Source organism: Pseudomonas sp. DTU_2021_1001937_2_SI_NGA_ILE_001, from assembly GCF_032463525.1.
In the GTDB taxonomy this organism is placed as follows: domain Bacteria; phylum Pseudomonadota; class Gammaproteobacteria; order Pseudomonadales; family Pseudomonadaceae; genus Aquipseudomonas.
On record NZ_CP135971.1, the window covers coordinates 1,401,529 to 1,426,917 of the forward strand.

The window sequence follows — 25,389 nt, forward strand, 5'->3', positions numbered from 1 at the left end:
GGCAAAGGCCCGGTGGCGAACGTCACCGGGCCTTTGTTTTTGCAGGGCTGCGTGCTGGCCGTTACGCCAATCGAGAATGGGCCGCTCCGATCAGCGCCTCAACGCTTGCGTTGCTGCCAGGCAGCGGCCAGGCCGCTGAGGCAGATGATGGCGATGCCGACCTGCGCATCGAGGGGCGGCATGTGGGAGAACACCAGCCAGCCCAGCAGCCCGGCGAATACGATCTGGCAGTAGCTGAACGGTGCCAGCATCGCCGGCGCGGCGTAGCGGAATGCCTGGGTCAGCAGCAGGTGGGCAGCCATGCCACAGCCGCCCAGGGCGAGCAGGAACGGCCAGTGCTTGAGTTCCGGGGTCACCCAGAAGAACGGCACCAGTGCGCTCATCACCAGGGTATTGAACAGCCCGGCGAAGAAGTTGCTGGTGGTGGGGCTGTCATAGGGGCTGACCAGCCGGGTCAGCAACTGGTACAGGGCAAAGCACAACGCCGAGGACAACGGCAACAGGATCGCCGGGGTGAACAGCTCGCCACCGGGGTGGATGATGATCAGCACCCCGGAAAAGCCGACGATCACCGCGATCCACTGGCCCCGGGTGACCTGCTCGCGCAGCAGCGGCACCGACAGCGCAGTCACCAGCAAGGGCGCCAGGAAGTTGACCGCCGTAGCCTCGGCCTGGGGAATGAACAGCAGGCTGCTGGTGAACAGCAGGCTGGTGCCGAGCAGCGCCAGGGCGCGCAATATCTGGAACAGCGGACGCTTGGTACGCAGCACCCGCAGGCCGGACGACGGCATGAAAATGCAGCTCATCAGCAGGGTATGCACCAGGTAGCGCGCCCAGACCACCAACATCACCGGGTAGAACCCGGACAGGTACTTGGAAAGGGTGTCGTGACTGGCGAACAGAAAGGTCGCCAGGAGAATGAAGCTGATTCCCTTGAGAGGATGGTTGACGCCGGACAATGGCGTGCTGGTCGTGCTCATCGGTCTTCCTTAGGCAGGCATGAAACGGCAGCAGATGAAAAAAGCGGCGGGCCTGAACATTGGATGCAGCCCCCGTCGGACAAGCGTCTCAGCCCGCAGGCGCGGCGTCTCGCCCATTATGTTCTAACCAGTTAATTAACGTGCGATAATCGCCCAAAACCGTTTTCGATCAATTGCAGGCCAGACCCATGCCCCGCAGTATTTCCCCGAGTGACACCCTTCGCGACTCACTTCACCTATAACTACAAAAAAGGCTCAAGCCAATGCGCTTTCTCCAACCCCGCAAAACCCAGGGCAGCCTCTGCGCGCTGTTCGCCGCCACCACCCTGTTTCCACTGGCCAGCCAGGCCGCCGGCTTCGTCGACGACGCCAAGGTCGGTCTGAACCTACGCAACTTCTTCTTCAACCGCAACTTCGTCGACCCGGCCAACGCCCAGAATGGCGCCCAGGAATGGACCCAGAGTTTCATCCTCGATGCGCGCTCCGGGTTCACCCAGGGCACGGTCGGCTTCGGTGTCGATGTCCTGGGCATGTACTCGCTCAAGCTCGACGGCGGCAAGGGGTCGGGCGGCACCCAGCTGCTGCCGATCCACGACGATGGCCGTCCGGCCGACGACTTCGGGCGCCTGGCCGTCGCCGGCAAGATGCGTTTTTCCAAGACCGAATTGAAAGTCGGTGAATGGATGCCGGTGCTGCCGATCCTGCGCTCCGACGATGGCCGCTCGCTGCCCCAGACCTTCCAGGGCGCGCAGATCACCTCCCGGGAAATCGACGGCGTGACCCTGTACGGCGGCCAGTTCCGCGACAACAGCCCGCGCAACGATGCCAGCATGCAGGCGATGTTCATGAACGGCCGGGCCGGCTTCACCTCCGACCGCTTCAACTTCGCCGGGGGCGAATACACCTTCAACGAAAAACGCACCCAGGTCGGCGCCTGGTACGCGCAGCTGGAAGACATCTACCACCAGCAGTACTACAACCTGGTGCACAGCCAGCCGCTGGGCGACTGGACCCTTGGCGCCAACCTCGGCTACTTCATCGGCAAAGACGATGGTCAGTCGCTGGCCGGCAGCCTGGACAACAAGACCTGGTCGGCCATGCTCTCGGCTCGCTACGGTTTCAGCACCTTTTATGTCGGCCTGCAGAAAGTCAGCGGCGACAGCCTGTGGATGCGCGTAAACGGCACCAGCGGCGGCACCCTGGCCAACGACAGCTACAACTCCAGTTTCGATAACGCCAAGGAGCACTCCTGGCAGGTGCGTAACGACCTGGACTTCGGCGCCCTGGGCGTACCTGGCCTGACCCTGATGAACCGCTATATCAAGGGTGACAACGTACATACCGGCGCCATCACCGACGGCAAGGAGTGGGCGCGGGAGACCGAGCTGGCCTATGTGTTCCAGCAAGGCAGCCTGAAGAACCTGAGCGTCAAATGGCGCAACTCGACCATGCGCCGCGACTTCAGCACCAACCAGTTCGACGAGAACCGCGTGATCATCAGCTACCCGCTGTCGATCCTCTGACCGCTGTCGATACGAAAAAGCCTGCCAGTGATCCTGGCAGGCTTTTTTCATGCCTGTACGCTGGCTGCCTCACCCCGCTCGGGCGCGGCGGCAGCCACGAGACTCAGAGCGATTCCACGCCCAACTCGTCCCACACCTCCTCGGCCATGTGGAAGGTCGCGTTGGCGGCCGGAATGCCGCAATAGATCGCGCTCTGCATCAGCACTTCCTTGATTTCGTCACGGGTCACGCCATTGTTCTTTGCCGCCCGCAGGTGCAGGCGCAACTCGCCTTCGCGGTTCATGCCGATCAGCATGGCAATGGTCACCAGGCTGCGGGTGTGCCGCGGCAGGCCCGGGCGGGTCCAGATGTCGCCCCAGGCATGCCGGGTGATCATTTCCTGGAATTCTTCGTTGAATGGCGTGAGTTTCTTCAGGCTGTTGTCGACATGGGTATCGCCCAGTACCGCGCGGCGTACCTGCATGCCGGCTTCATAGCGTTCCTTTTCGTTCATGCGGATGTCCTCGAAGCATTGAAATGTTGGTGTTCGGCCACGGCACGCGCGACCCAGCGGCGCGCCTGGCCCAAGTAGTGGGCCGGGTCGAGCAGGCGGTCCAGCTCGTCGGCGGACAACTGCGCGGCGACTTCGGCATCGGCGCCCAGCACCTGGCGTAGATGCGTGCCCTGCTGCACGGCGCGTCGGCAGTTCTGCTCGACCAGATGGTGAGCGGCATCGCGGCCAATGCGTTGGGCCAGGGCGATGCTCACCGCCTCGGCGAGCACCAGCCCCTGGGTGGACTCCAGATTGGTGCGCATGCGCGCCGCGTCGACCTCCAGCCCGGGCACCACCAGCAATGCCTGCTGCAATGCGCCGGATACCAGGCAGCAGAGTTCCGGCAAGGTCTCCCATTCGGCATGCCACAGCCCCAGGCTGCGCTCGTGCTCCTGGGGCATGGCCGCAAGCATGGTCGCGACCAACCCTGGCGCGCGCGTCGCGGCGCCGATCAGCACCGCTGCGGCCACCGGGTTGCGCTTGTGCGGCATGGTCGATGACCCTCCCTTGCCCGGCGCGGCCGGCTCGAACACCTCGCCCACTTCAGTCTGCATCAGCAGGCTGAGGTCGCGGCCCAGCTTGCCCAGGCTGCCGGCAATCAGGCCCAACAGGCTGGCGAACTCCACCAGCCGGTCACGCTGGGTGTGCCAGGGCTGTTCGGGCAGTTGCAGTTGCAGCTCCTCAGCCAGTGCCTGGGCGACTTCGAACGCCGACTCGCCGAGCGCCGCCAGGCTGCCGGAAGCGCCACCAAACTGCAGGCTGAGCACGCGCGGGCGCAGCTCGGCGAGGCGCTGCCGGTGGCGGGTGACCGCTCCCAGCCAGCCGGCGATCTTCATGCCCAGGGTCACCGGCGTCGCCTGCTGCAACCAGGTACGTCCGGCCAAGGGGGTATCCGCATGGCGCTGCGCCTGGGTCGCCAGGGCATCGGCGAGGCGCTCCAGGTCCTGATCGAGCAGGCCGATGACCTGGCGCAGCTGCAGCACCAGCCCGGTGTCCATCGCATCCTGGCTGGTCGCGCCCATGTGCACGTAGCGCTCGGCTTCAGGGTTGTGCGCAGCGATGCGCTTGCCCAAGGCCTTGACCAGCGGAATCGCCGAATTGCCGGCACTGCCGATGGCCACGGCCAGGGCCTGGAAGTCGTAAAGCTCGGCCTTGCACTGCGCCTCGATATCCGCCACCAGCGCCTGGGGGATCAGCCCGGTGCGCGCCTCGGCACGCGCCAGCGCGGCCTCGAAGTCCAACATGCCCTGCAGCCGCCCGGCATCGCAGAAGATCCGACGCATCGGCGCCTGGGTGAAATAGGCGTCGAATAGTTGATTGCTCGGTGTGCTCAAATCATGGCTCCCGTTGAAGACTGTTCATGGTGCGCGCTGCACGCTCAAGTGGCATCCGCATGGCTGAAACGACCCTTGAGCAAAACGGCCAGCGCCGCCAGCGAGGCCGGTACGATCAGCGCGGTCAGCACCTGCTCGAAATTCCAGCCCAGACCCAGCAGGGTCGCCCCGGCCCAGGCACCGAGAATCGCACCGAAACGGCCGATGCCGAGCATCCAGGAAACCCCGGTGGCGCGCCCCTGGGTCGGGTAGAAACGCGCCGCCAGCGAAGGCATCGCCGACTGCGCACCGTTGACGCACATGCCGGCCACCAGCACCAGGCTGGCCAGCAGCAGCACGCTGTCCAGGCTCTTGCCCACCAACCAGGCGAATACGCCGGCCAAGGCATAGGCAATGCCGATCACCTTGTGCGGGTTGTAGCGGTCCATGGCCCAGCCCACACCCACCGCACTGAGCACCCCGCCGAGCTGGAACAGCGCGCCGATCATCGCCGACTGCTCCAGGCTCGCGCCACTGTCGCGCATCAGGGTCGGCAACCAGCTGGTCAGCAGGTAGACGATCACCAGGCCCATGAAATAGGTCAGCCACAGCAGCACGGTACCGACGCTGTAAGTACCGGAGAACACCACCTTGAGCACATTGCGACTCGACACGCTGGCCTGCTCGGGCACGCTGAACGCCGTGACCCCGGCCATGGCCTGCGGGGCGATGGGCGCCAGAACCCGGCGCACCCTGTCGGCACCGCGATTGCTGACCACCAGAAAGCGCGCCGACTCCGGCAGCCACAACGCCAGGGCCAGCACCAGGACCAGCGGCAGGATGCCGCCGAGCAGCAACAGACTGTGCCAGCCCATGGCCGGAATCAGCTTGGCCGAGACGAACCCGCCACTGGCCATACCGAGGTTGAAGCCGCAGAACATGCTGGTGACCAGCAACGACTTGAGACGCTCAGGGGTGTATTCGGACAGCAGTGTCGTCGCATTGGGCATCGCCGCCCCCAGGCCGACACCGGTGAGCAGGCGCAGCACGAGCAACTGGTCGAGGCTTGTGCTGTAGGCCGACAGCAGGCTGAACAGACCGAACAGAAACACCGCACCGACCAGCACCAGCTTGCGCCCGAAGCGGTCGGCCAAGGGGCCGGAGCCCAAGGCACCGAAGACCATGCCGATCAGTGCGGCACTCATCACCGGGCCGAGGCTGGAACGTGGAATACCCCAGTCCTGGCTCAGCGCCGGGGCGATGAAGCCCATGGCAGCGGTGTCCAGGCCGTCGAGAAAGACGATCAGAAAGCACAGCACCACGACTCGCCACTGATAGGCAGACAGCGGCTGTTCGTTGATGAAGCGCTGCACATCCAGGGTCACGCCCCCGGACTCGTTCTTGGCAAGCGTCATGGGATTTCCTTTTGTTCTTATATGACGGAAAGGCACCTGCCGCGTTCGACAGGTGCCTGGGGTGCACGCGCAATGGCTCAGAAGTCGAAGAACACCGTCTCCCCTTCTCCCTGCACACGAATGTCGAAACGGTAGGCCAGTTGGCCGTCCACCGTGCAACGCCGCGCGACCAGGGTTTCCCGACGCTGGGCCTGTTCCACCAGGTTGATCACCGGGTCGGCGGCGTTGGCAGCGGCCTCGTCGTCGAAATACAGGCGGGTATGCAGGTGGATGTTGATACCGCGGGCAAACAGCGACACGTTCAGGTGCGGCGCCATCGGCACGCCAGCGGCGTTGCGTACCACGCCCGGCTTGACGGTGTGCAGGCGCCAGACGCCGTCGTCATCGGTGGCGGTGCGCCCGAAGCCGTTGAACGGCCGCGCCGGGTCGTAGGTGGGGTCATAGTTGCCCTGATGATCGGCTTGCCAGAACTCCAGGTAGGCATCGCGGATCAGTTGGCCATTGCCATCGAACACGTTGCCCAGCAACAGGATGTGTTCGCCCGGCGCACCGGGTTTGGCCAGCTGGTTCCAGATCTCCAGTTCACGAGTCGGGTTGCCGGCCACTTCCAGGGCCAGGCCGATGTGCACATAGGGGCCGGCGGTCTGCGACGGCGTTTCCGGCAGCAATTGAACAGGCATGGCGGGCTCCTCAGCGATTCTCGAAATGGGTCTGGCGCTGGCCACGCAGCACGATGTCGAAGCGGTAGGCCAGGCAATCCATCGGGTTGGCCATGCCCATGTCCAGGCGGGCGATGAGGCTCTGCACGGCGTCAGGGTCGGCAATCGACTTGACGATCGGGCACAGCGGAATCAGCGGGTCACCTTCGAAATACAGCTGGGTGATCAACCGGGTGGCAATGGCCGGACCACTCACCGACACATGGATGTGCGCCGGGCGCCAGTCGTTGGGGCCGTTGCGCCATGGGTACGGGCCTGGCTTGACGGTGCGGAAGCTGTAATTGCCGTCACGGTCGGTCAGGGTGCGGCCCACGCCGCCGAAGTTCGGGTCGATGGGCGCCAGGTAGCTGTCGCGCTTGTGGCGATAGCGGCCACCGGCGTTGGCTTGCCAGATCTCTACCAGGGTGTTGGGCACCGGCTTGCCATACTGGTCCACCACCCGCCCGGCAACCAGAATGCGCTCACCGATGGGCAGGCCACCGTGATCGAAGTTCAGCAGCAGGTCGTTGTCGTGGCGGCCGAAGACCAGGTGCGAGAAGTCCGGGCCGGTGGTTTCGGAAATCGATTGGGGAATGCTGACCAGCGCCTGGCGCGGCGAGCGCAGCACGGAGGTCTTGTAGTCAGGCGTCAGGGCTTTGGGGTGCCAGTTCCGGTCACGAATGACGAAACGGCTGTTGTCGGCAACAGACATGGCGGGTGTCCTTGGCGTTGTTGTTATGGAATCGCTGGCGTGCCCTACGGCGACAGAGGGCGACGCTTCACGCTGGACGCAGTGTCCCGTGTGGCCAAGGTTGCGAAAACTGAAAAAACAGCGCCAATCCATAACCATTTGGTTATGGATAATCAGGCGTACGCGCCCTCGCGATAAGCGCCACCCACCTCGCGCAGTTGCTCCACGCACCACAGCGCTGCGCGCGACAGCGGCACTGCGGGGTTGCTGCATAGGCCGATGGAGCCGCCCGCTTCACGCATGCCCATGTCCAGCTCACACATGGCGCCCTCCTGAAGCTCTTGCAGCACGGCATCGCGCGGCGCGATCCAGATGGCGTCGCTGCGCTCCACGTAGCGGCGGCTCAGGGTCAGCGACAGGGTCTCCAGGCGTTGGCGCGGGGGCTGGATGGCATGCTGCACGAACAGGCTGTCGGCGAAGGCGCGAATGGTGGTGCCTGCCAGCGGCAGCACCCAGGGGTAGTCCTGCAGACACTCGCGGCGTAATGGCGTAGCCAGCAACGGGTGGCCGGGACGTACCACGAGGGTCATGGATTCGTTGTACAGGTGTTCGAAACTCAGCCCCTGGATCTGCGGGCTGTCGGTCATGCGCCCGATCACCAGGTCCAGCTCGCCGACGCGCAGCTGCGAAAGCAGGTAGGCGCTGGGCCCGGTCATCACGCTGATGACCAGCGCCGGGTGACGCGCATGCAGACGGGTCAGCACCTCGGGCATCAGCAGGCTTTCGGCGGTGGACAGCACACCGAGGCGCACCGTGGCGGTCTCATGCTCTCCGGAACGCAGGCTGTTGACGCCCTCACGCAGGGCCTGGACGCTGGGTCCGGCAAAGCGCATGAACGCCACCCCGGCCTCGGACAATTGCGCGCCCTGCTTGCCCCGCAGAAACAGCGTGGCACCGAGCAGCCCTTCCAGCTCCTTGAGCGCCTTGGACAACGCCGGCTGACTGATTGCCAACTGGTCAGCCGCCCTGGCCAGACTGCCCTGGCGGGCCACTTCGAGAAAGCACACCAGATGGCGGTACTTGATGCGGGTATCGATATTCAAGGCGGGCCTGTCCGGCTCAAGAAGTCAAAAAGCCGGCCACCTGTTCAGTGTCGAACGGCCAGTCCAATTCTGCGCCGTTATCGACGCGGCGCAATACCGGGATACGTAAACCATAGGCTTCGGCCAGATGCTCGTCTTCGGCGATATCCACCAGTTCGACCAGCAGGCCATGTTCGACCAGCGGCATCAACACCGACTCGGCCACCTCGCAAAGATGGCAACCCACGGTGCCGAACAACCGGCATTCAGGAGGCATGGGAGACACCTTGACCACCAGAGCAGACATGAACGAGTGCTCATTCTAGGTCCTGCCCGGCGCCTGGGCGAGCTGAAACTCGCATCAGGACTGCGCCAGCGCCCGACGCTGCCCGAAGTACCGCTTGCTGAAAGCGTTGGCGCGATCCAGTACCGGCTTTTCGAAGCAGCGGTAGCCAACCCAGCCATAGCACAGGACCGCCGCGAGCATCAGCAGCGCAAACAAGAAATTGTCCAGCAGGCTCAGCGGCGAGCCGCCCCACCACAGCCACACACGGCCGATCACACCGAGCACCAGCAAGTGCGAAAGGTAGACCGTGTAAGACATGTCGCCGACGGCAACCAGTGCTGGCGTAGGGCTCAGCAGGCCACGGCGCTCCAGCAGTGCCGTGGCCAGGACCAGGGTGCCGAACACCACGCCGACCACCAGCATGCGCGCCAGGCCATGACCTTCGAACAGCTGCAGGTAGCCGATCAGCGGCACGCCCAGCAGCGCTGCCAGCCCCAGCAGCGCCCACACCAGGCGGTCGGGCAGCCTGGCGCTGGCCGGGCTGTAGAAGAACAGCGCCAACGCCGCCCCAGCGATGAACTCCAGCGCATAGGGGTGCAGGATGATCTGCACCACCGGTGAATAGTCCTGCCAGTCCTGCATGGCGTTGAACGCCACCAGCACCACCGCCCACAGCGCCAGGAACATCGGCAGGCGGCGCTCCTGCCAGGGCAGCAAGGCGCTGAACACCAGGTAGAACCACAATTCGAAGACCAATGACCAGGCCACCATCACCAGCAGCACCTTGTCACTGGGCAACAGCAGGAAAGAAGCCAGCAGGTTGGACTCGCCATGGCCGCTGTTGACCATGCCCGGCTGCACCAGGTACACCGCCAGGGTGATGAAGTAGTAGAGCCAGTAGGTGGGGTAGATGCGCGACACCCGGTTATACAGGAAGCGCTGCGCCTCGCGGCCATCCTGAAAGCGCCCGCGGCTGACGATCACCATGACGAAACCGCTGATCACGAAGAACAGGTCGACGCCCAGCTGGAAGAACTCCAGCCACTGCGGCAGGAGCCGGTCACCGCCGGAATACTTGGCTTCTACCGAGGTCATGTGGAACAGCACCACGCCCAACACCGCAACGCCCCTGAGCCCTTGCAGGGAAAACAGCCGCTCCATGCCCACTCCATCGCACCCGGCCCTCGGCCGGTGTTGCCTGTCACCGGGGAAGCATTCCCCCCTCGTCATGGCGCTAGAGCATAGCCAAGGGCCAGGATTATGGAAGCCCCCACGGTGACTTGCGCTGCTCAGCCCGGAACCGGCGGCGAACCCTACGACGGCTCAGGTGAGCGTAGGACCGGCTTCAGCCGGGAAAAGCTTCAAAACAGCTTCCCGGCTAAAGCCGGTCCTACTGGCTCGGAATCAATCCTGGCTGACCGCACCGATCTTGTGGATCGACAGGTCGGCGCCGTAGTACTCCTGCTCCTGGGTCAAGCGCAGGCCCACGGTCAGCCTGAGCAGTCCATACACCGCAAAACCGCCGGCCAACGCCACCAGCACCCCCAGCAGGCTGCCGATCAGCTGGCTGGTCAGGCTGACCCCGCCCAGCCCACCCAGCGCCTCCTGACCGAAGATCCCGCAGGCGATGCCGCCCCAGACGCCACACAGGCCATGCAGCGGCCAGACACCCAGCACGTCGTCGATCTTCCAGCGCACCTGGGCGGCGGTGAAGCACCAGACGAACAAGGCACCGGCCAGTGCGCCGGTGACCATCGCACCGACCGGGTGCATCAGGTCGGAGCCGGCACATACGGCAACCAGCCCGGCCAGCGGGCCGTTGTGCAGGAAGCCCGGGTCATTGCGCCCGACCACCAGGGCCGCCACGGTACCGCCAACCATGGCCATCAGCGAGTTGACCGCCACCAGGCCACTGACCGCCGGCAGGGTCTGGGCACTCATGACGTTGAAGCCGAACCAGCCGACGATGAGGATCCATGAGCCCAGGGCCAGGAAAGGAATGCTCGATGGCGGGTAGGCCACCAGTCGGCCCTCCCGGTAACGGCCATGGCGCGAACCCAGCAGCAGCACGGCGGCCAGGGCCAGCCAGCCGCCCATGGCGTGCACCACCACGGAGCCGGCGAAGTCATGGAAGCTGGCGCCGAAACGCGCTTGCAGCCAGGCTTGCAGACCGAAGTTGCCGTTCCAGATCAGGCCCTCGAAGAACGGATAGACGAAGGCCACGATCAGCGCCGTCGCACACAGCTGCGGCACGAAGCGTGCGCGTTCGGCGATCCCCCCCGAGATGATCGCTGGAATCGCCGCAGCGAAGGTCAGCAGGAAAAAGAACTTCACCAGTGCATAGCCGTGGTCGGCGTTGATCACCGCTGCGGGCTGCATGAAATTCACGCCGTAGGCGACCCAGTAGCCGATGAAGAAATACACCACCGTCGACACGGCGAAGTCGCTGAGGATCTTCGACAGGGCGTTGACCTGATTCTTCTGCCGGACAGTGCCGACCTCAAGAAAGGCGAAGCCGGCGTGCATGGCCAGGACCATGACCGCGCCAAGCAGCAGAAACAGGGTATTGGAGCTATGGACCAGGGTGTCCACAGCGCTGTGCACATTTTCCATTGCGAAGGCAGACCTGCAAGTTCTGGAAAGCACCAAAGCGAAACACTCTTCAACCAGAGCGCACCGAACTGGAGCGCAGAGCTGGCATGCCGATCCCTAGGCGATGCCCCGACGCGGGGCATGAAGTGAAAAAAGCTCAGGACATTTCCCGGTTATTGGAGTTTTGACGTAAGGTGGCCCGGCTTCAGCGCGCTGGTTTGGCGCAGCGGGAACACCCGACGCACCACGGCGAAGCAATTCCTGTACCAGCCCTTGCGAGAGAGCCTGCCGGCAATTGGAGTGAACCTTCCGTGCCAGCGTCTACTCTCACCCCAGACACGCCATTGCATGGAGAACACCATGGCCCGACGCACCGCACAGACCGCCCAGGAAGTCCTGTTGGCTGACTTCCAGACCCTGGTGGCCGATACCGAGAAACTGCTCGAACACACCGCCTCGCTCGCCGGTGAGCAGGCGGACCAGTTGCGCGACCAGATCCACGAAAGCCTGTTGCGTGCCCGCGAGACGCTCAAGCTGACCGAAGACTCCCTGCGCCAACGCGGCGAAGCCGCCGTGCAGGCCACCGAAGACTATGTGCAGAGCAACCCCTGGCAGTCGGTGGGCATCGCTGCGGGCGTAGGTTTCCTGATCGGTTTGCTGGCCTCGAGGCGCTGAGCCCATGAAACCCGACAGCGAATCCCCCACCGGCGAAGCGCCAGGCGGCTCATCGCCGAAAAGACTGGGTGCGGCCTTCCTGGGGCTGCTGCACAGCCACGTCGAACTGTTCGGCATCGAGCTGCAGGAACAGAAAGCGCGCAGCGTCAGCCTGCTGCTGTTCGCCGGCCTGACCCTGGTATTCGCCCTGTTACTGCTCACCGGGCTCTCGGCACTGTTGCTGATCGTACTGTGGGACAGCTATCGCCTGGTCGGCATCATCGGCCTGTGCGTGTTCTATTTCCTGGCTGCGTTGTTCTTCGGCCTGCGCCTGAAAGCCGCGATTTTCGATGAATCGTCGCCATTCAGCGCTACCCTCGAAGAGCTGGCCAACGACCGTGAGCGACTGCTGCCATGAGTGAACCGAAGTCCCACCAAGGCAATACGCGGCGTGAACTGCGCAAGGCGCTCGTGCGCTTGCGCATGGAAATGCATCGCCAGGAAATCCGTCACGAATCGACGCAATTGCTGCAGCCTTTGCGGCGCGTGCGCGGCATGGCGCAGGGTCTGCCGGGCTCGCTGGGCATCCGTCATGCGCCATTGTGGGGCGTGGGCGCGGTGGCCCTGCTGGGCTTTCTCAGCGGGCGCGGCGCCGGCAAGGGCGACCGAGCCAGGACGTCCAGTGGCCTGGCACGCATAGTCCGGCTAGGGGTTGCCCTGATGCCACTGATTCGAATGGCCATCCAAAGCCGGAGGGCTGGCAAACCCTGATGGCATTTTGGCTGTAATCTTGCTATGCATATCAGCCGCGCTTCGGTCACCTCCGTCGCGCGGCTTTTTTGTGGACTTTCAAGGAGCACCATGTGATCCATGGGCAACCCATCGCCTGTTTCCAGCCGTTCATCGATACCGCGACCGGCCGGATTGCAGGTATCGAAGCGCTAGGCCGCCTGCGCGACGGGACTGGCCAGCTGCATTCGGTGGGCCCGCTGTTCAATGACCCGGACTTGCCGGCCGACGCTCTGCTGCAGCTCGACAGGCAACTGCGTGACGACGCTCTGGCGCGCCTTCACGAAGCGCCGCAAGACTGGTTCCTGAGCCTGAACATGTCGCCGCGCTGGATCAGCAGCCTGGAGCCTGGCGCGCCCCTGCCCAGCCTCGAACAGCTTCGCCAGCATGACGTGCCGCCGCAACGCGTGGTGTTCGAGATCACCGAGTTGAGTGGCGACAGCCAACGCCTGAACGAGGTGGTCGACCGCTACCGGCAGGCCGGCGCGCGTATCGCCATCGACGATTTCGGCGCCGGCTATTCGCAACTCGACCGGGTTCTGGCCCTGCAGCCGGACATTCTCAAGCTCGACATGCGCCTGTTCCAGTCGGCGGCCCGTGGCGGCCCGAGCAGCGAGGTGGTGCGGGCACTGGCACTGATGGCGGAAAAGACCGGCTGCTGGATCATCGCCGAAGGCGTGGAGACCGAAGCCGAACTGCACTTCGCCCTGGAATGCGGGGCGCGCTACGTGCAGGGGTATCTGTTCGCCCGCGCCGAACCGCAGTTCTTCGGTGCCGAGCGCTTCATCCAGGATTTCGCCGAGCTGCGTGACCGCTATGTGCTGCACAAGGTGGCCGAACGCGCGCGGTTGATGAACCTGCGCCGCCAGCTGGCGCAATTGATGAGCCTGTTGCGCCGCTGGGCGCTGAACCAGGCCCCGCTCAACGAACTACCGCAACCGCGCGACTACCCCTGGCTGCTGCGCTTCTACCAGTGCGACCGCCACGGCACGCAGATGACCCCCAACCTAGAGTGGCGCAACGGAGCCTGGCACAGCGACGCACGTTACGTGGGCCACAACTGGTCGTGGCGCCCGTACTTCTACCATTTGCTGGCCGAGGGCTGGGAAGAGCGCCGGCTGATCCTGTCCAACACCTACCGCGACGCGACCACCAACCAGTATTGCCTGACCGCCGGCCAGTTCTTCGGTGCCGACCAGCGGCTGCTGCTGATCGATGTGGACGCCGCCGGTCTTTAGCTTTGTACGAAAAGCCGGCGAGCGAAAGTCAGGCAAGGCGCAACGAGCACAGCGAGTAACGGCCGCAGGCTGGCCCGCAGGGCGAGCGTCAGCGAGTCGAAACAGGCGATTAACGCCGCATGGCCGAGCGCAGACACTTTTGCTACGAAACCTGGCGCACGAAACCCGACAGGCCGCCTGAGATCAGATTGAAACCCTTGCAGGCCGGGCGTCGAACCCGGAAGCTAGGGTTTCTCGTACTGACGGAGCGACGGCCTTGGACTGGCAGACCCTGCTTAACCGCGAACGACTCGGCAAACCGCTGCACAGCTCCGAAGAGCTGGGCCGCAGCCCATTCCACAAGGACCACGACCGGATCATCTTCTCTGGCGCCTTCCGCCGCCTGGGGCGCAAGACCCAGGTCCACCCGATGTCCAGCAATGACCACATCCACACCCGCCTGACCCACTCGCTGGAAGTCAGCTGCGTGGGCCGCTCGCTGGGCATGCGTGTCGGCGAAACCCTGCGCGACAGCCTGCCCGACTGGTGCGAGCCGAGCGACCTGGGAATGATCGTGCAGTCGGCCTGCCTGGCCCACGACATCGGTAACCCGCCCTTCGGCCATTCCGGCGAAGACGCGATCCGCAACTGGTTCAAGCAGGCTGCAGGACGCGGCTGGCTCGACGGCATGAGCGAAGCGGAGCGCCAGGATTTCCTGAGCTTCGAAGGCAATGCGCAAGGCCTGCGGGTGCTCAGCCAGCTCGAGTATCACCAGTTCGACGGTGGCATGCGCCTCACCTACGCGACCCTGGGCACCTACCTCAAGTACCCCTGGACCGCCCGCCACGCCGACGCCCAAGGCTACAAGAAACACAAGTTCGGCTGTTACCAGAGCGAGCTGCCGATTCTCGAACAGATCGCCCACAAACTCGGCATTCCTCAGGTCGAGGACCAGCGCTGGGCGCGCCATCCGCTGGTGTACCTGATGGAGGCCGCCGATGACATCTGCTACGCCCTCATCGACCTGGAAGATGGCCTGGAAATGGACCTGTTGCAGTACGCCGAGGTCGAGGCACTGCTGCTCGACCTGGTCGGTGACGACCTGCCGCACACCTATCGCCAGCTGGGCGCGGACGACTCGCGACGGCGCAAGCTGGCGATCCTGCGCGGCAAGGCCATCGAGCACCTGACCAACGCCGCCGCCCGGGCTTTCGTCGAACAACAGGACGCGCTGCTGGCCGGCCATCTGGAAGGCGACCTGGTCGAACACATGCATGGCCCGGCCAAGCGCTGCGTGCTGAATGCCAAGGACATGGCACGCAAGAAGATCTTCCAGGACAAGCGCAAGACCCTGCATGAGATCGGCGCCTACACCACGCTGGAGGTCCTGCTAAACGCCTTCTGCGGGGCCGCCGTGGAACAGTGCGGGGGCCGTACGCCGTCGTTCAAGCACCGACGCATTCTCGACCTGCTGGGCAAGAGCGCGCCGGCACCGGATGCCTCACTGCACAGCGCCTTCCTGCGCATGATCGACTTCATCGCCGGCATGACCGACAGTTACGCCAGCGAAATGGCCCTGGAAATGACCGGCGGCGCCGGCCCGCATCGCTGACCCCTGGCCGGCAACGGCGGAGCGGCCCATGGCCGCCCTGCCCCCTTATCTTCAGACAATTCCTACAGACCAGTCGGAAATACCTTATCGCCCTGCCGGCAAAGCTTTCTGAATAATCCCGCCACTCGACACCACCCCTCATCGCCCGCCGGCCTGGCTTACCGAGCATCGGCCAGGCATTTGCTCCACACAGGCCAGCGGTCGGTTTGCCTCCAAGCCTCCCGGAACCCCGATGCCCAGACAAAACCTGCGGATCCTGCTCGTGGAAGACCACCCCTTCCAGCTGATCTCCATTCAGGTCCTGCTCAACAACCAGGGCCATTTCCTGCTGACCCCAGCCTTGAACGCCGCGGAAGCCTTCAGCGCGATGCAGCGCAGCGAAGAGCCTTTCGACCTTCTGCTGTGCGACCAGGGGCTGCCCGACCTGCCGGGCCTGGAACTCATCGACCAGGCCTGGCGCAAGGCAATGGTCAGACAGGCAATCCTGCTCAGCGGCGTGGACGATGAAGCCTTGCAGGCCCTGGGCGCCAACGCCCGGCAACGGGGCATCCCGCTGCTGGGTTGCCTGAGCAAGCCATTGCATGGCCCCGACCTGGCCAGGCTGCTCGCCAACCTGCCCGAGACCGACACCTGAAGTAACGCACCAGGCTCCGTCGGCACCTCTACATGCCCCGATCGTCACCTCACCGAACTTTCCGAACGGCCGAAAAGGATCCTTCAATAGCAAAAGCCCATCCGAAAACAGGCAATAACGATTAAACCATTTAAACCAGATTTGTATAACCAGGCAGTATCTCGTACGTCGATACGCCAATTAATGTAGGAACTTTCCTATATATATCCACACCGCCCTTTCATTCATGTGACTTGTCGAACATCTGAGCTAATGTGCGCGCTTTCTTCGTTGCCTTGTATGGATTGACTTATGAACTCTGTGTTTATCATCGACGATCATCCGGTCATTCGGCTGGCCGTTCGCATGTTGCTCGAGAACGAAAACTACCAGGTGGTCGGCGAGACCGATAACGGCGTGGACGCCATGCAGATGGTGCGTGAATGCACGCCGGACCTGATCATCCTCGACATCAGCATCCCCAAGCTCGACGGCCTGGAAGTGCTGGCCCGCTTCAATGCCATGGGCCTGCCGTCCAAGATTCTGGTGCTGACCTCGCAGACACCCGCACTGTTCGCCATCCGCTGCATGCAATCCGGCGCAGCTGGTTATGTCTGCAAGCAGGAAGACCTCAGCGAACTGCTCAGTTCGGTCAAGGCGGTATTGTCCGGCTACAATTACTTTCCCAGCCAGGCATTGAATCCACCCCCTCGGGAAGATGGCCAACCCAGCGAGATCGAACTGTTCAAACTGGTCAATGATCGCGAATTGATGGTACTGCAGTTATTTGCCCAGGGACGATCGAACAAGGAAATCGCCAAGGGAATGTTCCTCAGCAACAAGACTGTCAGCACTTACAAGACCCGCCTCATGCAGAAATTGAAAACCCGCACGCTGGTGGAACTCATCGACATGGCAAAACGCAACTCACTGGTGTGAGCACATTCATGTCCAGGCATTTCGACGCCATCATCAAACTTGCCGCCTGCCTGCTGCTCGCCATGGGCCTGCTGCCCAGCGCCGCCGCCCTCGACAGCTACAAACTGCTGGGCCGCGCCAGCATCGATGCAGCCACGCCGCGTCTCGATGCCCGCCAGCGGCAATGGCTGGACAGCCGTCCGGAGTTGCTCCTGGGAACCTCGGCGCCCGACTACCCACCATTCGATATCACCCTGTCCGGCGAAGATTACGAAGGTATCACCGCCGACTACGCCGGCCTTCTGTCCCAGGCACTGCACCTGCCGGTCAGGGTGATCCGCTTCGACAGCCGCAATGCGGCCATCGAGGCCCTGAAGCAGGGCCGCATCGACCTGCTGGGCAGCGCCAACCGCTTCGAGGCGGTGGACAGCGGCATCAGCCTGTCACGCCCCTACGCGCCCGACCAGCCGGTGCTGGTCACCCACAGCGGCGACACCCGCATGCCGGACGAGACGCTGGCCGGCATGCGCCTGAGCATGGCCTATCACTACCTGCCACCGGAGCAGGTCCGCAGCCAGTATCCGGGTGCCGAGCTGCACACCTATCCCTCGTTCCAGAGTGCGATCAACGCCGTGGCCTTCGGACAGGCAGACGTATTCCTGGGCGACGCCATCTCCACCCGCTACCTCATCAACAATGGCTACCTGAACAACATCCGCATCGCCAGCCTGGGCCGCCATGAGGCCGATGGCTTTGGTTTTGCGGTACGCAGCGATGCCCCGCGCCTGCTGGAAATCGTCAACCGCGTACTGCAGGACATTCCTGCCGAGACCCGCAACGAGATCGCCAGACGCTGGAGTGCGGGCAGCGACCCGGGGCTGGGCGACCGCCAATTGCAGTTCACCGCCCGCGAACAGGCCTGGATCACCGCCCACCGCCAGGTACGCGTGGTGGTCGATGAACATGACGCACCGCTGAGCTTCTTCGACAGCGCTGGCAATCTGCGCGGCGTGACTGCCGACCTGCTGGACATGATCCGCCTGCGCACCGGCCTGCAGTTCATCATTCAGCGCAGCAGCAGCCGGGAAGACATGCTACGTCGTGTCGAGCAGGGCCAGGCCGACCTGATCGGCGCCGTGCTGCCCAGCCAGACGCTCGCCGAGCGCCTGGCCTTCAGCCGCCCCTACCTGGAAAACTCCTTCGTCCTGGTCACCCGCCAGGGCGACCGACAGCCGCGTCTGCCTCAACAGCTCGACGGTCGGCAGGTGGCCGTGGCCCGCAGCGGGATGTTGCGCACCTGGCTGAGCAGACAGCACCCACGCATCGTCCAGGTGCCGTTCGACAGTGCGACGCAGGCCCTGCAAGCCTTGTTACGCGAACAGGTCGATGCCGCCGTCCTGCCGCTGCTCAGCGCCAACTACCTGCTGTCTTCACCCGAGTTCGAACAGCACCTGCACATTACCGCCACTGCCGGGGAAGCCCCGGCACTGATCACCCTGGCCAGTCGCCGTGACACTCCGGAGCTGGCATCGATCCTCGACAAGGCGCTGCTCGCCATCGCCCCCCAGGAATTGGCCGCCGTCCACGATCGCTGGCGCACATGGACCAACAGCTCCGCCAGCGGCCACGACTACCGCCCGTGGGTCTACCGGGTGCTCGCCGGCGCCGGTCTGCTGCTGCTCGTCCTGCTCGCCTGGAACGCCTGGATGCGCCGGCAGATCCACCAGCGCAAGCTCGCCGAACGCGCGCTGAGTGACCAGCTCGAATTCATGAGCGCGCTGGTCAACGGCACGCCCCACCCGATCTACGTCCGCGACCGCGAGGGTCGCCTGCGCCTGTGCAACGACAGCTATCTGGAAACCTTCGGCGCCCGGCGCGATCAGGTGATCGGCCACACCGTCACCGACGGCGTGCTGAGCGACCCCAGTGAAGCGCGGGCCTACGCCCAGGACTATCGTCGGGTGATGGACAGCGGCACCCCCCTGGTGCTCGATCGCCCGCTGCACATTGGCGGGCGCTGCCTGACCATCTACCACTGGATCCTGCCGTTTCGCGACTCGCTCGGCGAGGTGCAGGGCATCATCGGCGGCTGGATCGACATCAGCGAACGCCGCCGCCTGATCGAAGACCTGCAGGCCGCCAAGGACCGCGCCGACAACGCCAGCCGCGCCAAGAGCACTTTCCTGGCCACCATGAGCCACGAGATCCGTACGCCGATGAACGCCGTGATCGGCATGCTCGAGCTGGCCCTGCGGCGCGCCGAACAAGGTCAGCTCGACCGCCCTGCCCTGGAGGTCGCCTACAGTTCAGCCAGGGGCATGCTCGAGTTGATCGGCGACATCCTCGACATTGCCCGCATCGAAGCCGGCCACCTGACCTTGACCCCGGAACGGGCCAGCCTGCGCCAGCTCGTCGAATCGGTGGTGCGCATGTTCGACGGCCTGGCGCGCCAGAAGCATCTGGAGCTGCGCCTGGACTTCGACGCGCAGCTCGACACCGACGTGCACATCGACCCGCTGCGCTTCAAGCAGATCCTCTCCAACCTGATCGGCAATGCCATCAAGTTCACCCCGGCTGGCCAGGTGCGCGTCGGCGCGAGCCTGGCGCCCGGCGATTCGCCCTGTCTGCACCTGACTGTGCAGGACACCGGCATCGGCATCAGTGCGGCAGATCGTGCACGGCTCTTCGAGCCCTTCGCACAGGCCGACAACACCGGACAGATGGCCCGCAGCGGCGCCGGGCTGGGGCTGGTGATCTGCCGCAGCCTGTGCCAGATGATGGGTGGCACGCTGACCCTGGACAGCGAACCGGGCCAGGGCACCTGCGTGACCCTGACGCTGCCCCTGGCGCTCCTGCATGCCGAAAGCGTCCCGTCTCCCGCAGCGTTGCCGACCATGCCCAGCGTCCGGGTGCTGAGCATACTGGTGGTCGACGACCATCCGGCCAACCGTCTGCTGCTCAGCCAGCAACTGAGCTACCTCGGGCATCGCTGCGCAACCGCCGAGCAAGGTGAGCAGGGCCTGGAATTCTGGCAGCAGGGTCGCTTCGACCTGTTGATGGTCGACTGCAACATGCCGGTAATGAACGGCTACGAACTGACCCGGGCGATACGCGTGCGGGAACAGGCCGAACAGCGTGAGCCCTGCATCATCTGGGGCTTCACCGCCAATGCGCAGCCTGAAGAGATGCAGCGCTGTCGCGCTGCCGGCATGGACGACTGCCTGTTCAAACCCATCAGCCTGGGCACTCTCAACGCCCGGCTGGCCGAGCTGGGCCCGACCACCGAAGCGCCTGCCGCACTGTTCGACACGGCCAGCCTCGAACAACTCAGCGCCGGACACCCCGAACTGAACCGCCGCCTGCTGGAACAACTGCTGCACAGCAACCGTGAAGACCACCAGGCCCTGGCCCGCCTGGACACGCAAGGACACAAGGCGGCGCTGCGCGACAAGGCCCATCACATCAAGGGCGCGGCACGAATCGTCAGCGCGACAGCACTGGTACAGGCCTGCGAAGCGCTGGAACTGGCCTGCGACCAGGATGCGCCAGACGCCGAGGTGCAACGCTGCCAGCAGCAACTGCTCGACGCCCTGGCCGCCCTGGAGCAGGCCCTGGCCGACACCCTGCAGCGTACGCAGTGAGCCGGCCCGCAACCAGGCAAGCGTCGCGCTGGCTTAGCTGATAGACTGCGCCACGAAATTACTCAAGAGGATCGCTTCATGGCCACAAACCGCTCCCGTCGTCTGCGCAAGAAACTTTGTGTGGATGAGTTTCAGGAACTGGGTTTCGAACTCAACCTGGAATTCAAGGAAGACCTGTCCGAAGAAGCAATCGACGCTTTCCTCGACGCCTTCCTGACCGAAGCCATGGATGCCAACGGCCTGGATTATGTCGGTGGCGATGACTACGGTCTGGTATGCCTGGCCAAGCGCGGCTCGGTGAGCGAAGAACAGCGCGCTGCCGTAGAAGCCTGGCTGAAAGCCCGTCCTGAACCGACCAAGGTCGAAGTCAGCCCCCTGCTCGACGCCTGGTATCCGGACAAGCCGATCAACCCGGCTGCCTGAGCCGCCTGGCGTTGACCGAGAAGCCACCCCACGGGGTGGCTTTTTCTTGCGCGGCGTCCAGCATCCGCCAGGCCATCTGCACATGAAAAAAACCGCCCCCGCGCCCGAAGCGCCCTCTACTTGGGGCATAATGCGGCGTTCTTGTCGCGCATGCTCATGTCCTCTGCGCCATCTATAGTCATCGAGGGATATCTTCACCCTCATCTGGTTTTTCATCTTGCAGTAGGGTTTTTACCTGATGATCAGATCTTTGCGCCCCTTGCTATTGGCCACTTTTCTCCTACCTCTGGCGCTGCAGGCCCAGGCTGCCACGATCAACACCACCCTCCCCCCCAAAGTCCAGCAGGCCCTGAAGGCCAGCAAGCTCAACGACGACGCGCTCTCGCTGGTGGCCGTACCGCTCAATGGTCCCGGTACTCCCACCGTGTTCAATGCCGATGTCTCGGTCAATCCGGCCTCGACCATGAAGCTGGTGACCACCTTCGCGGCCCTGGAAATTCTCGGCCCTACCCATCAGTGGAAAACCGAATTCTTCACCGACGGCACCCTGAGCAACGGCGTGTTGCGCGGCAACCTGTACCTCAAGGGTGGCGGCGACCCCAAGCTCAACATGGAAAAACTCTGGCTGCTGATGCGCGATCTGCGCGCCAACGGTGTGCAGCAGGTAACCGGCGACCTGATCCTGGACCGCAGCCACTTCGTACAACCGCAGCTGCCCGCCTTCGATGACGATGGCGGCGATCACAGCAAGCCCTTCCTGGTGCGCCCGGACTCCCTGCTGATCAACCTCAAGGCCTTGCGCTTCGTGACCCGTAACGACGACGGCCGCATCACGGTGGCCGTCGAGCCCCCCATCGCCACGATCCGCATCGACAACCAGGTCAAGAACGTCGCCAGCAAGCAATGCAGCGACGACGTACGCTACAACCCCGTATCCCAGGCCGACGGCAGTCTGCTGGTGCAGGTCACCGGGCAACTGGCCAAGGGCTGCAACTCGCAGACCTACCTGTCGCTGCTCGACCACCAGGCCTACGCGGCCGGCACCGTGCGGGCCATCTGGCAGGAGCTGGGCGGCACTATCCAGGGCAGCGACAAGGTCGGCACCGTGCCTTCCGGCGCCAAGCTGCTGGCCCGGGCGTTCTCGCCCGACCTGGTCGAGGTGATCCGCGACATCAACAAGTACAGCAATAACACCATGGCCCAGCAGCTGTTCCTGAGCCTGGGTGAAGAATTCCGCACCAGTGCCGACGGCGACGATGCCAAGGCCGCGCAGCGAGTGATCCGCCAGTGGCTGGCGAAGAAAGGCATGACCGCGCCGCATCTGGTCATGGAAAACGGTTCAGGTCTGTCGCGTGCCGAGCGGGTCAGCGCCCGCGAGATGGCCATGCTGCTGCAGGCCGCCTGGCGCAGTCCCTACGCCGCCGAGTTCATGAGTTCGCTGCCCCTGGCGGGCATGGACGGCACCATGCGCAAGCGCCTCAAGCGCACCGCACTGCTTGGCGAAGCGCATATCAAGACCGGCACCTTGAATACCGTGCGCGCGATTGCCGGGTACAGCCGTGACAGTAACGGCAACACCTGGGCGGTGGTCGCCATCCTCAACGACCCACGGCCATTCGGCGCCTCTTCGATCCTCGACGAAGTGCTGGTCGACCTGTATCGCCAGCCCAAGCTGAACAACGGCACCGCGTCGATCCTGCAGCCCTGAAACGGGTTGCAGGAGCGGCTTTACATCCAACACTGCTCAGTCAGGCCGGGTAGGTAGCGGCTTCAGCCGCGAAGCGACCGCCTGTTTACAACAGATGCAGTGAATTTCCTGGTGCTTTCGCGGCTAAAGCCGCTCCCACCGGCCACATACCGACTAACTGAACTGTGTTGGCTTTACATCCAACACGGGTCATCGGCTTTTGTTGGAGCAAGCTCGCTCCAACGGTCTGACTGAACAGTATCGGCTTCACACCCGGTCCGGCTCGGCCCGGTAGGGTTCGAGCCGCTCGGGGGCGACACGGTCGCGCCCGGCCTGCTTGGCCGCATAGACGCCCGAATCGGCGCGCAGCAGCAGCGCGTCGGCGCCCTCACCGGGGCGCCAGCAGGCAATGCCGAAACTCGCGGTCACCCGCCCTACGCCATCCATGGCCTGGCTGCGCAGGTTCTGCCACAGGCTGGTCGCCAACTGGCTGGCCTGCGCGGCATCGGTCGCCGGGCAAAGGATGATGAACTCCTCACCGCCCAGGCGGCAGAACACGTCTTCAGTGCGCAGCCGCTGGCCGATGGTACGTGACACATCTTGCAGTACGCAGTCGCCGACGCCATGCCCATACTGGTCGTTGATGCGCTTGAAGTGGTCGATGTCCAGCATGATCACTGCCAACTGCCCACCATAGCGTTCGACACGGCGCAACTCGGCCTGCAACCGCTCCTGGAAGTAGCGCCGGTTGTAGGCCCCCGTGAGCACATCCGTGATGGACAAGGCACGCAGCTCGTCCTCGACACGCTTCATGTCGGTGATGTCGCTGAGAAAGCCATGCCAGAGGATGCCGCCATCCGGCAGGCGTTCCGGGGTGGCCTCGCCGCGGATCCAGCGTACGCCACGCTTGGGCAGGTCGATACGGAACTCGTCACGCCAGGGCTTGCACTGCTCGGTACTGGCCAGCATCAGGCGCACGGTGCTCGGTCGGTCGTCGACATGGATACGGTCGAACACCGTCGAGGCGTCGGCGACGATCTGTTCTTCGGTGAGTTCATACAGCTGGCACATACCGACGCTGATGTAGTTGAAGCGCGGCTCGCCGTCGGCGGAGCGCTGGAACTGATAGATCCCACCCGGTACCTGCCTGCCCAGGCGCTGCAACAGCAGGTCACGGGCTGCCAGGGCTTCGTGGACCCGCTTGCGTTCGGTAACGTCGATGCACACCGCCAGGTAGCCCACCCACTGCTCCTGATCGTCACGCACCGCCGTGACCAGCATGTTGACGGTCAGGGTGGAGCCGTCGCGACGCCGGAAGGTCCACTCGCGCGCCGCGTGATGGCCCGGTTCGGCAGCCTCGACCAGCATGGCCTGCCCGGCCGAAACCCGGGCCTGGCCGCTATTGTGCAAGCGTTGCGCGTGGGCCTGCAGTTCGGCGGGGTCATGCAGGTCCTCGAGGGCGAACAGGCCCAGCACCTCCTCCTCGCGATAGTCGAGCATCTTCTGTGCCCCGACGTTGAAGGTGGTGATCACCCCGTTCAGGTCGGTGGCGATGATCGCCACTTCGGTGGCGGCATCCAGTACGTTGCACAACTGCCCATGGGTGACGCGCAGCTGCTGTTCACGCTGGCGCAGCTCGGAGGTACGTTGCTCGACCAGTGCCAAGGCCCGCTGACGCTGGCCGATCAGGCTGAACAGCAAGGCCGCGAGCATCAGGCTCAGCAGCGCGCCGAGCACGCCCACGCTGCCGGCCATGGACTGGTTGGTGCGCAGGAACGCCTCGGTCGGGCGGACTTCCAGCAAGTAGTCACGGTCGCCGAGATTCAGCAAGGTGCTGACACGCAGGTCACCTTCGCCGGCCTGCACATGCGACTGGTAGAGCAGCTGTGGCTCGGCGGGCGAACCGAGGTCGAGCATGGTCACCGCCAGATTGTCCTGGGTGGGCAGCCCTTCGTTCATCACATCGCCCAGGCTGATCACCGCCATGACATAGCCGCGCAGCTCCGCGCTCGACTCTTGGCGTTCGAACAGCGGCGCCACCAGCAGCACCCCGTAGGCGTATTCCTTATCCAACCCCACCAGCTCGATCCTCGGCGTCGCAGCGACGGAGCCCAGCATGCGCGCCCTCTCGAGGGTTTCCCGCCGCAAGGATTCAGAGGCGACATCGAACCCGTATGGCAGCGGCAGGACGCTCTGCGACTGGGTGTAGAGCACCGGGTAATATTCATCGCGCCGCGCCGCCACCTCCAGGCGCCCATCCGCCCCCCGCTCACGAATGACGAACCCGGCCAGCCCCTCGGCACGGGCCTTGGCCTCGAAATCCGCACGCTCGGCGTCGCTCACCCTGGGGCTCCAGGAATAGGCCTGGGTACCGTCGAGCAACGGGGCGGCGAAACCGTTGTATTCGTCGCGTGAGACCACATCCGAATAGACGAAGAAGCGCCGCAGGCTGTCCAGCCGACTGACCTGGCTGTCGAGGCGTTCCTGGATGCGGATGAAACGCTCGCTGGCCAGCAGGTCGAAACGCTGGCTCAGCTGGCGCTGATAGAGTTGATAATTGTCCAGTGCGAGAAAGGCAGTCAGCCCCAGCCCGGCGATCAGAACCGCCAAGGCGACCGACCAGGCCGAAGCCTGCTGGTTGAGGCTCCCGAATACTCGGGATCGGGTTGTTTTAGCAGCCATACTCACGACCCATGACGCCAACGAAGATCTGACGTCCGGCT

22 protein-coding genes are annotated in these 25,389 nt (G+C 64.2%); 11 read left to right on the forward strand and 11 right to left on the reverse strand.

The features are described from left to right. Positions 1 to 98: 98 nt before the first annotated feature. Positions 99 to 980: a DMT family transporter gene (locus RRX38_RS05645; RefSeq protein ID WP_295479241.1), complete on the reverse strand. Its 882-nt coding sequence runs from the start codon at positions 978 to 980 to the stop codon at positions 99 to 101. 263 nt (positions 981 to 1,243) lie between these two features. Between RRX38_RS05645 and RRX38_RS05650 the strand changes: the two genes are divergently transcribed. Further along, on the forward strand, positions 1,244 to 2,503 hold the full coding sequence (locus RRX38_RS05650) for an OprD family porin (protein WP_295479238.1): 1,260 nt from the start codon (positions 1,244 to 1,246) through the stop codon (positions 2,501 to 2,503). A 103-nt stretch (positions 2,504 to 2,606) separates the two neighbouring features. On the opposite strand, the gene pcaC is transcribed toward RRX38_RS05650, so the two are convergent. The 9 genes from pcaC to RRX38_RS05695 all read right to left on the reverse strand — a co-directional run bounded on the left by pcaC (position 2,607) and on the right by RRX38_RS05695 (position 11,133). Then, entirely contained in the window at positions 2,607 to 2,996 is a 390-nt protein-coding gene (gene pcaC / locus RRX38_RS05655) for a 4-carboxymuconolactone decarboxylase (RefSeq protein WP_295479235.1), read from the reverse strand. Next, entirely contained in the window at positions 2,993 to 4,369 is a 1,377-nt protein-coding gene (locus RRX38_RS05660; RefSeq protein ID WP_315961867.1) for a 3-carboxy-cis,cis-muconate cycloisomerase, read from the reverse strand. The genes pcaC and RRX38_RS05660 overlap by 4 nt, the downstream gene beginning before the upstream one ends. Positions 4,370 to 4,413: 44 nt before the next feature. After that, positions 4,414 to 5,763, reverse strand: a complete 1,350-nt coding sequence (locus RRX38_RS05665; protein ID WP_315961868.1) for an MFS transporter — start codon at positions 5,761 to 5,763, stop codon at positions 4,414 to 4,416. A gap of 77 nt (positions 5,764 to 5,840) precedes the next feature. Then, positions 5,841 to 6,443 (reverse strand): protocatechuate 3,4-dioxygenase subunit alpha, encoded by a 603-nt coding sequence (gene pcaG / locus RRX38_RS05670; RefSeq protein WP_295479227.1) that lies wholly within the window; start codon positions 6,441 to 6,443, stop codon positions 5,841 to 5,843. A 10-nt stretch (positions 6,444 to 6,453) separates the two neighbouring features. Beyond that, positions 6,454 to 7,173 (reverse strand): protocatechuate 3,4-dioxygenase subunit beta, encoded by a 720-nt coding sequence (pcaH, locus tag RRX38_RS05675; RefSeq protein ID WP_295479224.1) that lies wholly within the window; start codon positions 7,171 to 7,173, stop codon positions 6,454 to 6,456. 152 nt (positions 7,174 to 7,325) lie between these two features. Beyond that, positions 7,326 to 8,255 (reverse strand): pca operon transcription factor PcaQ, encoded by a 930-nt coding sequence (gene pcaQ / locus RRX38_RS05680; RefSeq protein WP_315961869.1) that lies wholly within the window; start codon positions 8,253 to 8,255, stop codon positions 7,326 to 7,328. A gap of 16 nt (positions 8,256 to 8,271) precedes the next feature. Next, positions 8,272 to 8,511 (reverse strand): glutaredoxin family protein, encoded by a 240-nt coding sequence (locus RRX38_RS05685; RefSeq protein ID WP_295479451.1) that lies wholly within the window; start codon positions 8,509 to 8,511, stop codon positions 8,272 to 8,274. A gap of 84 nt (positions 8,512 to 8,595) precedes the next feature. After that, positions 8,596 to 9,681, reverse strand: coding sequence for an acyltransferase (locus tag RRX38_RS05690; RefSeq protein WP_315961870.1), 1,086 nt, complete (start codon positions 9,679 to 9,681; stop codon positions 8,596 to 8,598). Positions 9,682 to 9,924: 243 nt separating this feature from the next. Further along, on the reverse strand, positions 9,925 to 11,133 hold the full coding sequence (locus tag RRX38_RS05695; protein WP_295479215.1) for an ammonium transporter: 1,209 nt from the start codon (positions 11,131 to 11,133) through the stop codon (positions 9,925 to 9,927). A 339-nt stretch (positions 11,134 to 11,472) separates the two neighbouring features. On the opposite strand from RRX38_RS05695, the gene RRX38_RS05700 reads away from it, so the two are divergent. From RRX38_RS05700 to dacB, 10 genes are all read left to right on the forward strand, one after another. Beyond that, the gene (locus RRX38_RS05700) at positions 11,473 to 11,787 is read left to right on the forward strand and encodes a YqjD family protein (protein ID WP_295479212.1); all 315 of its coding nucleotides are present in this window, start codon (positions 11,473 to 11,475) and stop codon (positions 11,785 to 11,787) included. A 4-nt stretch (positions 11,788 to 11,791) separates the two neighbouring features. Next, entirely contained in the window at positions 11,792 to 12,184 is a 393-nt protein-coding gene (locus RRX38_RS05705; protein ID WP_295479209.1) for a phage holin family protein, read from the forward strand. Then, positions 12,181 to 12,537 carry a hypothetical protein gene (locus tag RRX38_RS05710; protein WP_315961871.1) on the forward strand — a complete coding sequence of 119 codons (357 nt, stop codon included), beginning with the start codon at positions 12,181 to 12,183 and terminating at the stop codon, positions 12,535 to 12,537. The genes RRX38_RS05705 and RRX38_RS05710 overlap by 4 nt, the downstream gene beginning before the upstream one ends. A 92-nt stretch (positions 12,538 to 12,629) precedes the next feature. Continuing rightward, positions 12,630 to 13,793, forward strand: coding sequence for an EAL domain-containing protein (locus RRX38_RS05715; RefSeq protein WP_295479204.1), 1,164 nt, complete (start codon positions 12,630 to 12,632; stop codon positions 13,791 to 13,793). Between the two features lie 256 nt (positions 13,794 to 14,049). Beyond that, entirely contained in the window at positions 14,050 to 15,384 is a 1,335-nt protein-coding gene (locus tag RRX38_RS05720) for a deoxyguanosinetriphosphate triphosphohydrolase (protein WP_315961872.1), read from the forward strand. A 232-nt stretch (positions 15,385 to 15,616) separates the two neighbouring features. Then, entirely contained in the window at positions 15,617 to 16,018 is a 402-nt protein-coding gene (locus RRX38_RS05725; RefSeq protein ID WP_315961873.1) for a response regulator, read from the forward strand. 291 nt (positions 16,019 to 16,309) lie between these two features. Continuing rightward, a complete protein-coding gene (locus tag RRX38_RS05730; protein ID WP_295479195.1) occupies positions 16,310 to 16,936 on the forward strand; it encodes a response regulator transcription factor in 627 nt (208 codons plus the stop codon). 8 nt (positions 16,937 to 16,944) lie between these two features. Next, the gene (locus tag RRX38_RS05735) at positions 16,945 to 20,556 is read left to right on the forward strand and encodes a transporter substrate-binding domain-containing protein (RefSeq protein WP_315961874.1); all 3,612 of its coding nucleotides are present in this window, start codon (positions 16,945 to 16,947) and stop codon (positions 20,554 to 20,556) included. Positions 20,557 to 20,634: 78 nt separating this feature from the next. Beyond that, positions 20,635 to 20,979, forward strand: coding sequence for a YggL family protein (locus RRX38_RS05740; RefSeq protein ID WP_295479192.1), 345 nt, complete (start codon positions 20,635 to 20,637; stop codon positions 20,977 to 20,979). Between the two features lie 238 nt (positions 20,980 to 21,217). Further along, complete coding sequence (gene dacB / locus RRX38_RS05745) at positions 21,218 to 22,687, forward strand: D-alanyl-D-alanine carboxypeptidase/D-alanyl-D-alanine-endopeptidase (protein ID WP_295479189.1); 1,470 nt, start codon at positions 21,218 to 21,220, stop codon at positions 22,685 to 22,687. A gap of 246 nt (positions 22,688 to 22,933) precedes the next feature. Here the strand turns inward: dacB and RRX38_RS05750 are convergent, their stop codons facing one another. After that, on the reverse strand, positions 22,934 to 25,348 hold the full coding sequence (locus tag RRX38_RS05750) for a diguanylate cyclase (protein WP_315961875.1): 2,415 nt from the start codon (positions 25,346 to 25,348) through the stop codon (positions 22,934 to 22,936). Positions 25,349 to 25,389: the final 41 nt, after the last annotated feature.

Excerpts from the sequence above, each read along its gene's own strand:
- RRX38_RS05645 (WP_295479241.1), bottom strand. The coding sequence starts at position 980 with ATGAGCACGACCAGCACGCCATTGTCCGGCGTCAACCATCCTCTCAAG.
- RRX38_RS05650 (WP_295479238.1), top strand. The coding sequence starts at position 1,244 with ATGCGCTTTCTCCAACCCCGCAAAACCCAGGGCAGCCTCTGCGCGCTG.
- pcaC (WP_295479235.1), bottom strand. The coding sequence starts at position 2,996 with ATGAACGAAAAGGAACGCTATGAAGCCGGCATGCAGGTACGCCGCGCG.
- RRX38_RS05665 (WP_315961868.1), bottom strand. The coding sequence starts at position 5,763 with ATGACGCTTGCCAAGAACGAGTCCGGGGGCGTGACCCTGGATGTGCAG.
- pcaG (WP_295479227.1), bottom strand. The coding sequence starts at position 6,443 with ATGCCTGTTCAATTGCTGCCGGAAACGCCGTCGCAGACCGCCGGCCCC.
- pcaH (WP_295479224.1), bottom strand. The coding sequence starts at position 7,173 with ATGTCTGTTGCCGACAACAGCCGTTTCGTCATTCGTGACCGGAACTGG.
- RRX38_RS05685 (WP_295479451.1), bottom strand. The coding sequence starts at position 8,511 with ATGCCTCCTGAATGCCGGTTGTTCGGCACCGTGGGTTGCCATCTTTGC.
- RRX38_RS05690 (WP_315961870.1), bottom strand. The coding sequence starts at position 9,681 with ATGGAGCGGCTGTTTTCCCTGCAAGGGCTCAGGGGCGTTGCGGTGTTG.
- RRX38_RS05695 (WP_295479215.1), bottom strand. The coding sequence starts at position 11,133 with ATGGAAAATGTGCACAGCGCTGTGGACACCCTGGTCCATAGCTCCAAT.
- RRX38_RS05700 (WP_295479212.1), top strand. The coding sequence starts at position 11,473 with ATGGCCCGACGCACCGCACAGACCGCCCAGGAAGTCCTGTTGGCTGAC.
- RRX38_RS05705 (WP_295479209.1), top strand. The coding sequence starts at position 11,792 with ATGAAACCCGACAGCGAATCCCCCACCGGCGAAGCGCCAGGCGGCTCA.
- RRX38_RS05710 (WP_315961871.1), top strand. The coding sequence starts at position 12,181 with ATGAGTGAACCGAAGTCCCACCAAGGCAATACGCGGCGTGAACTGCGC.
- RRX38_RS05725 (WP_315961873.1), top strand. The coding sequence starts at position 15,617 with ATGCCCAGACAAAACCTGCGGATCCTGCTCGTGGAAGACCACCCCTTC.
- RRX38_RS05730 (WP_295479195.1), top strand. The coding sequence starts at position 16,310 with ATGAACTCTGTGTTTATCATCGACGATCATCCGGTCATTCGGCTGGCC.
- RRX38_RS05735 (WP_315961874.1), top strand. The coding sequence starts at position 16,945 with ATGTCCAGGCATTTCGACGCCATCATCAAACTTGCCGCCTGCCTGCTG.
- RRX38_RS05740 (WP_295479192.1), top strand. The coding sequence starts at position 20,635 with ATGGCCACAAACCGCTCCCGTCGTCTGCGCAAGAAACTTTGTGTGGAT.
- dacB (WP_295479189.1), top strand. The coding sequence starts at position 21,218 with ATGATCAGATCTTTGCGCCCCTTGCTATTGGCCACTTTTCTCCTACCT.
- RRX38_RS05750 (WP_315961875.1), bottom strand. The coding sequence starts at position 25,348 with ATGGCTGCTAAAACAACCCGATCCCGAGTATTCGGGAGCCTCAACCAG.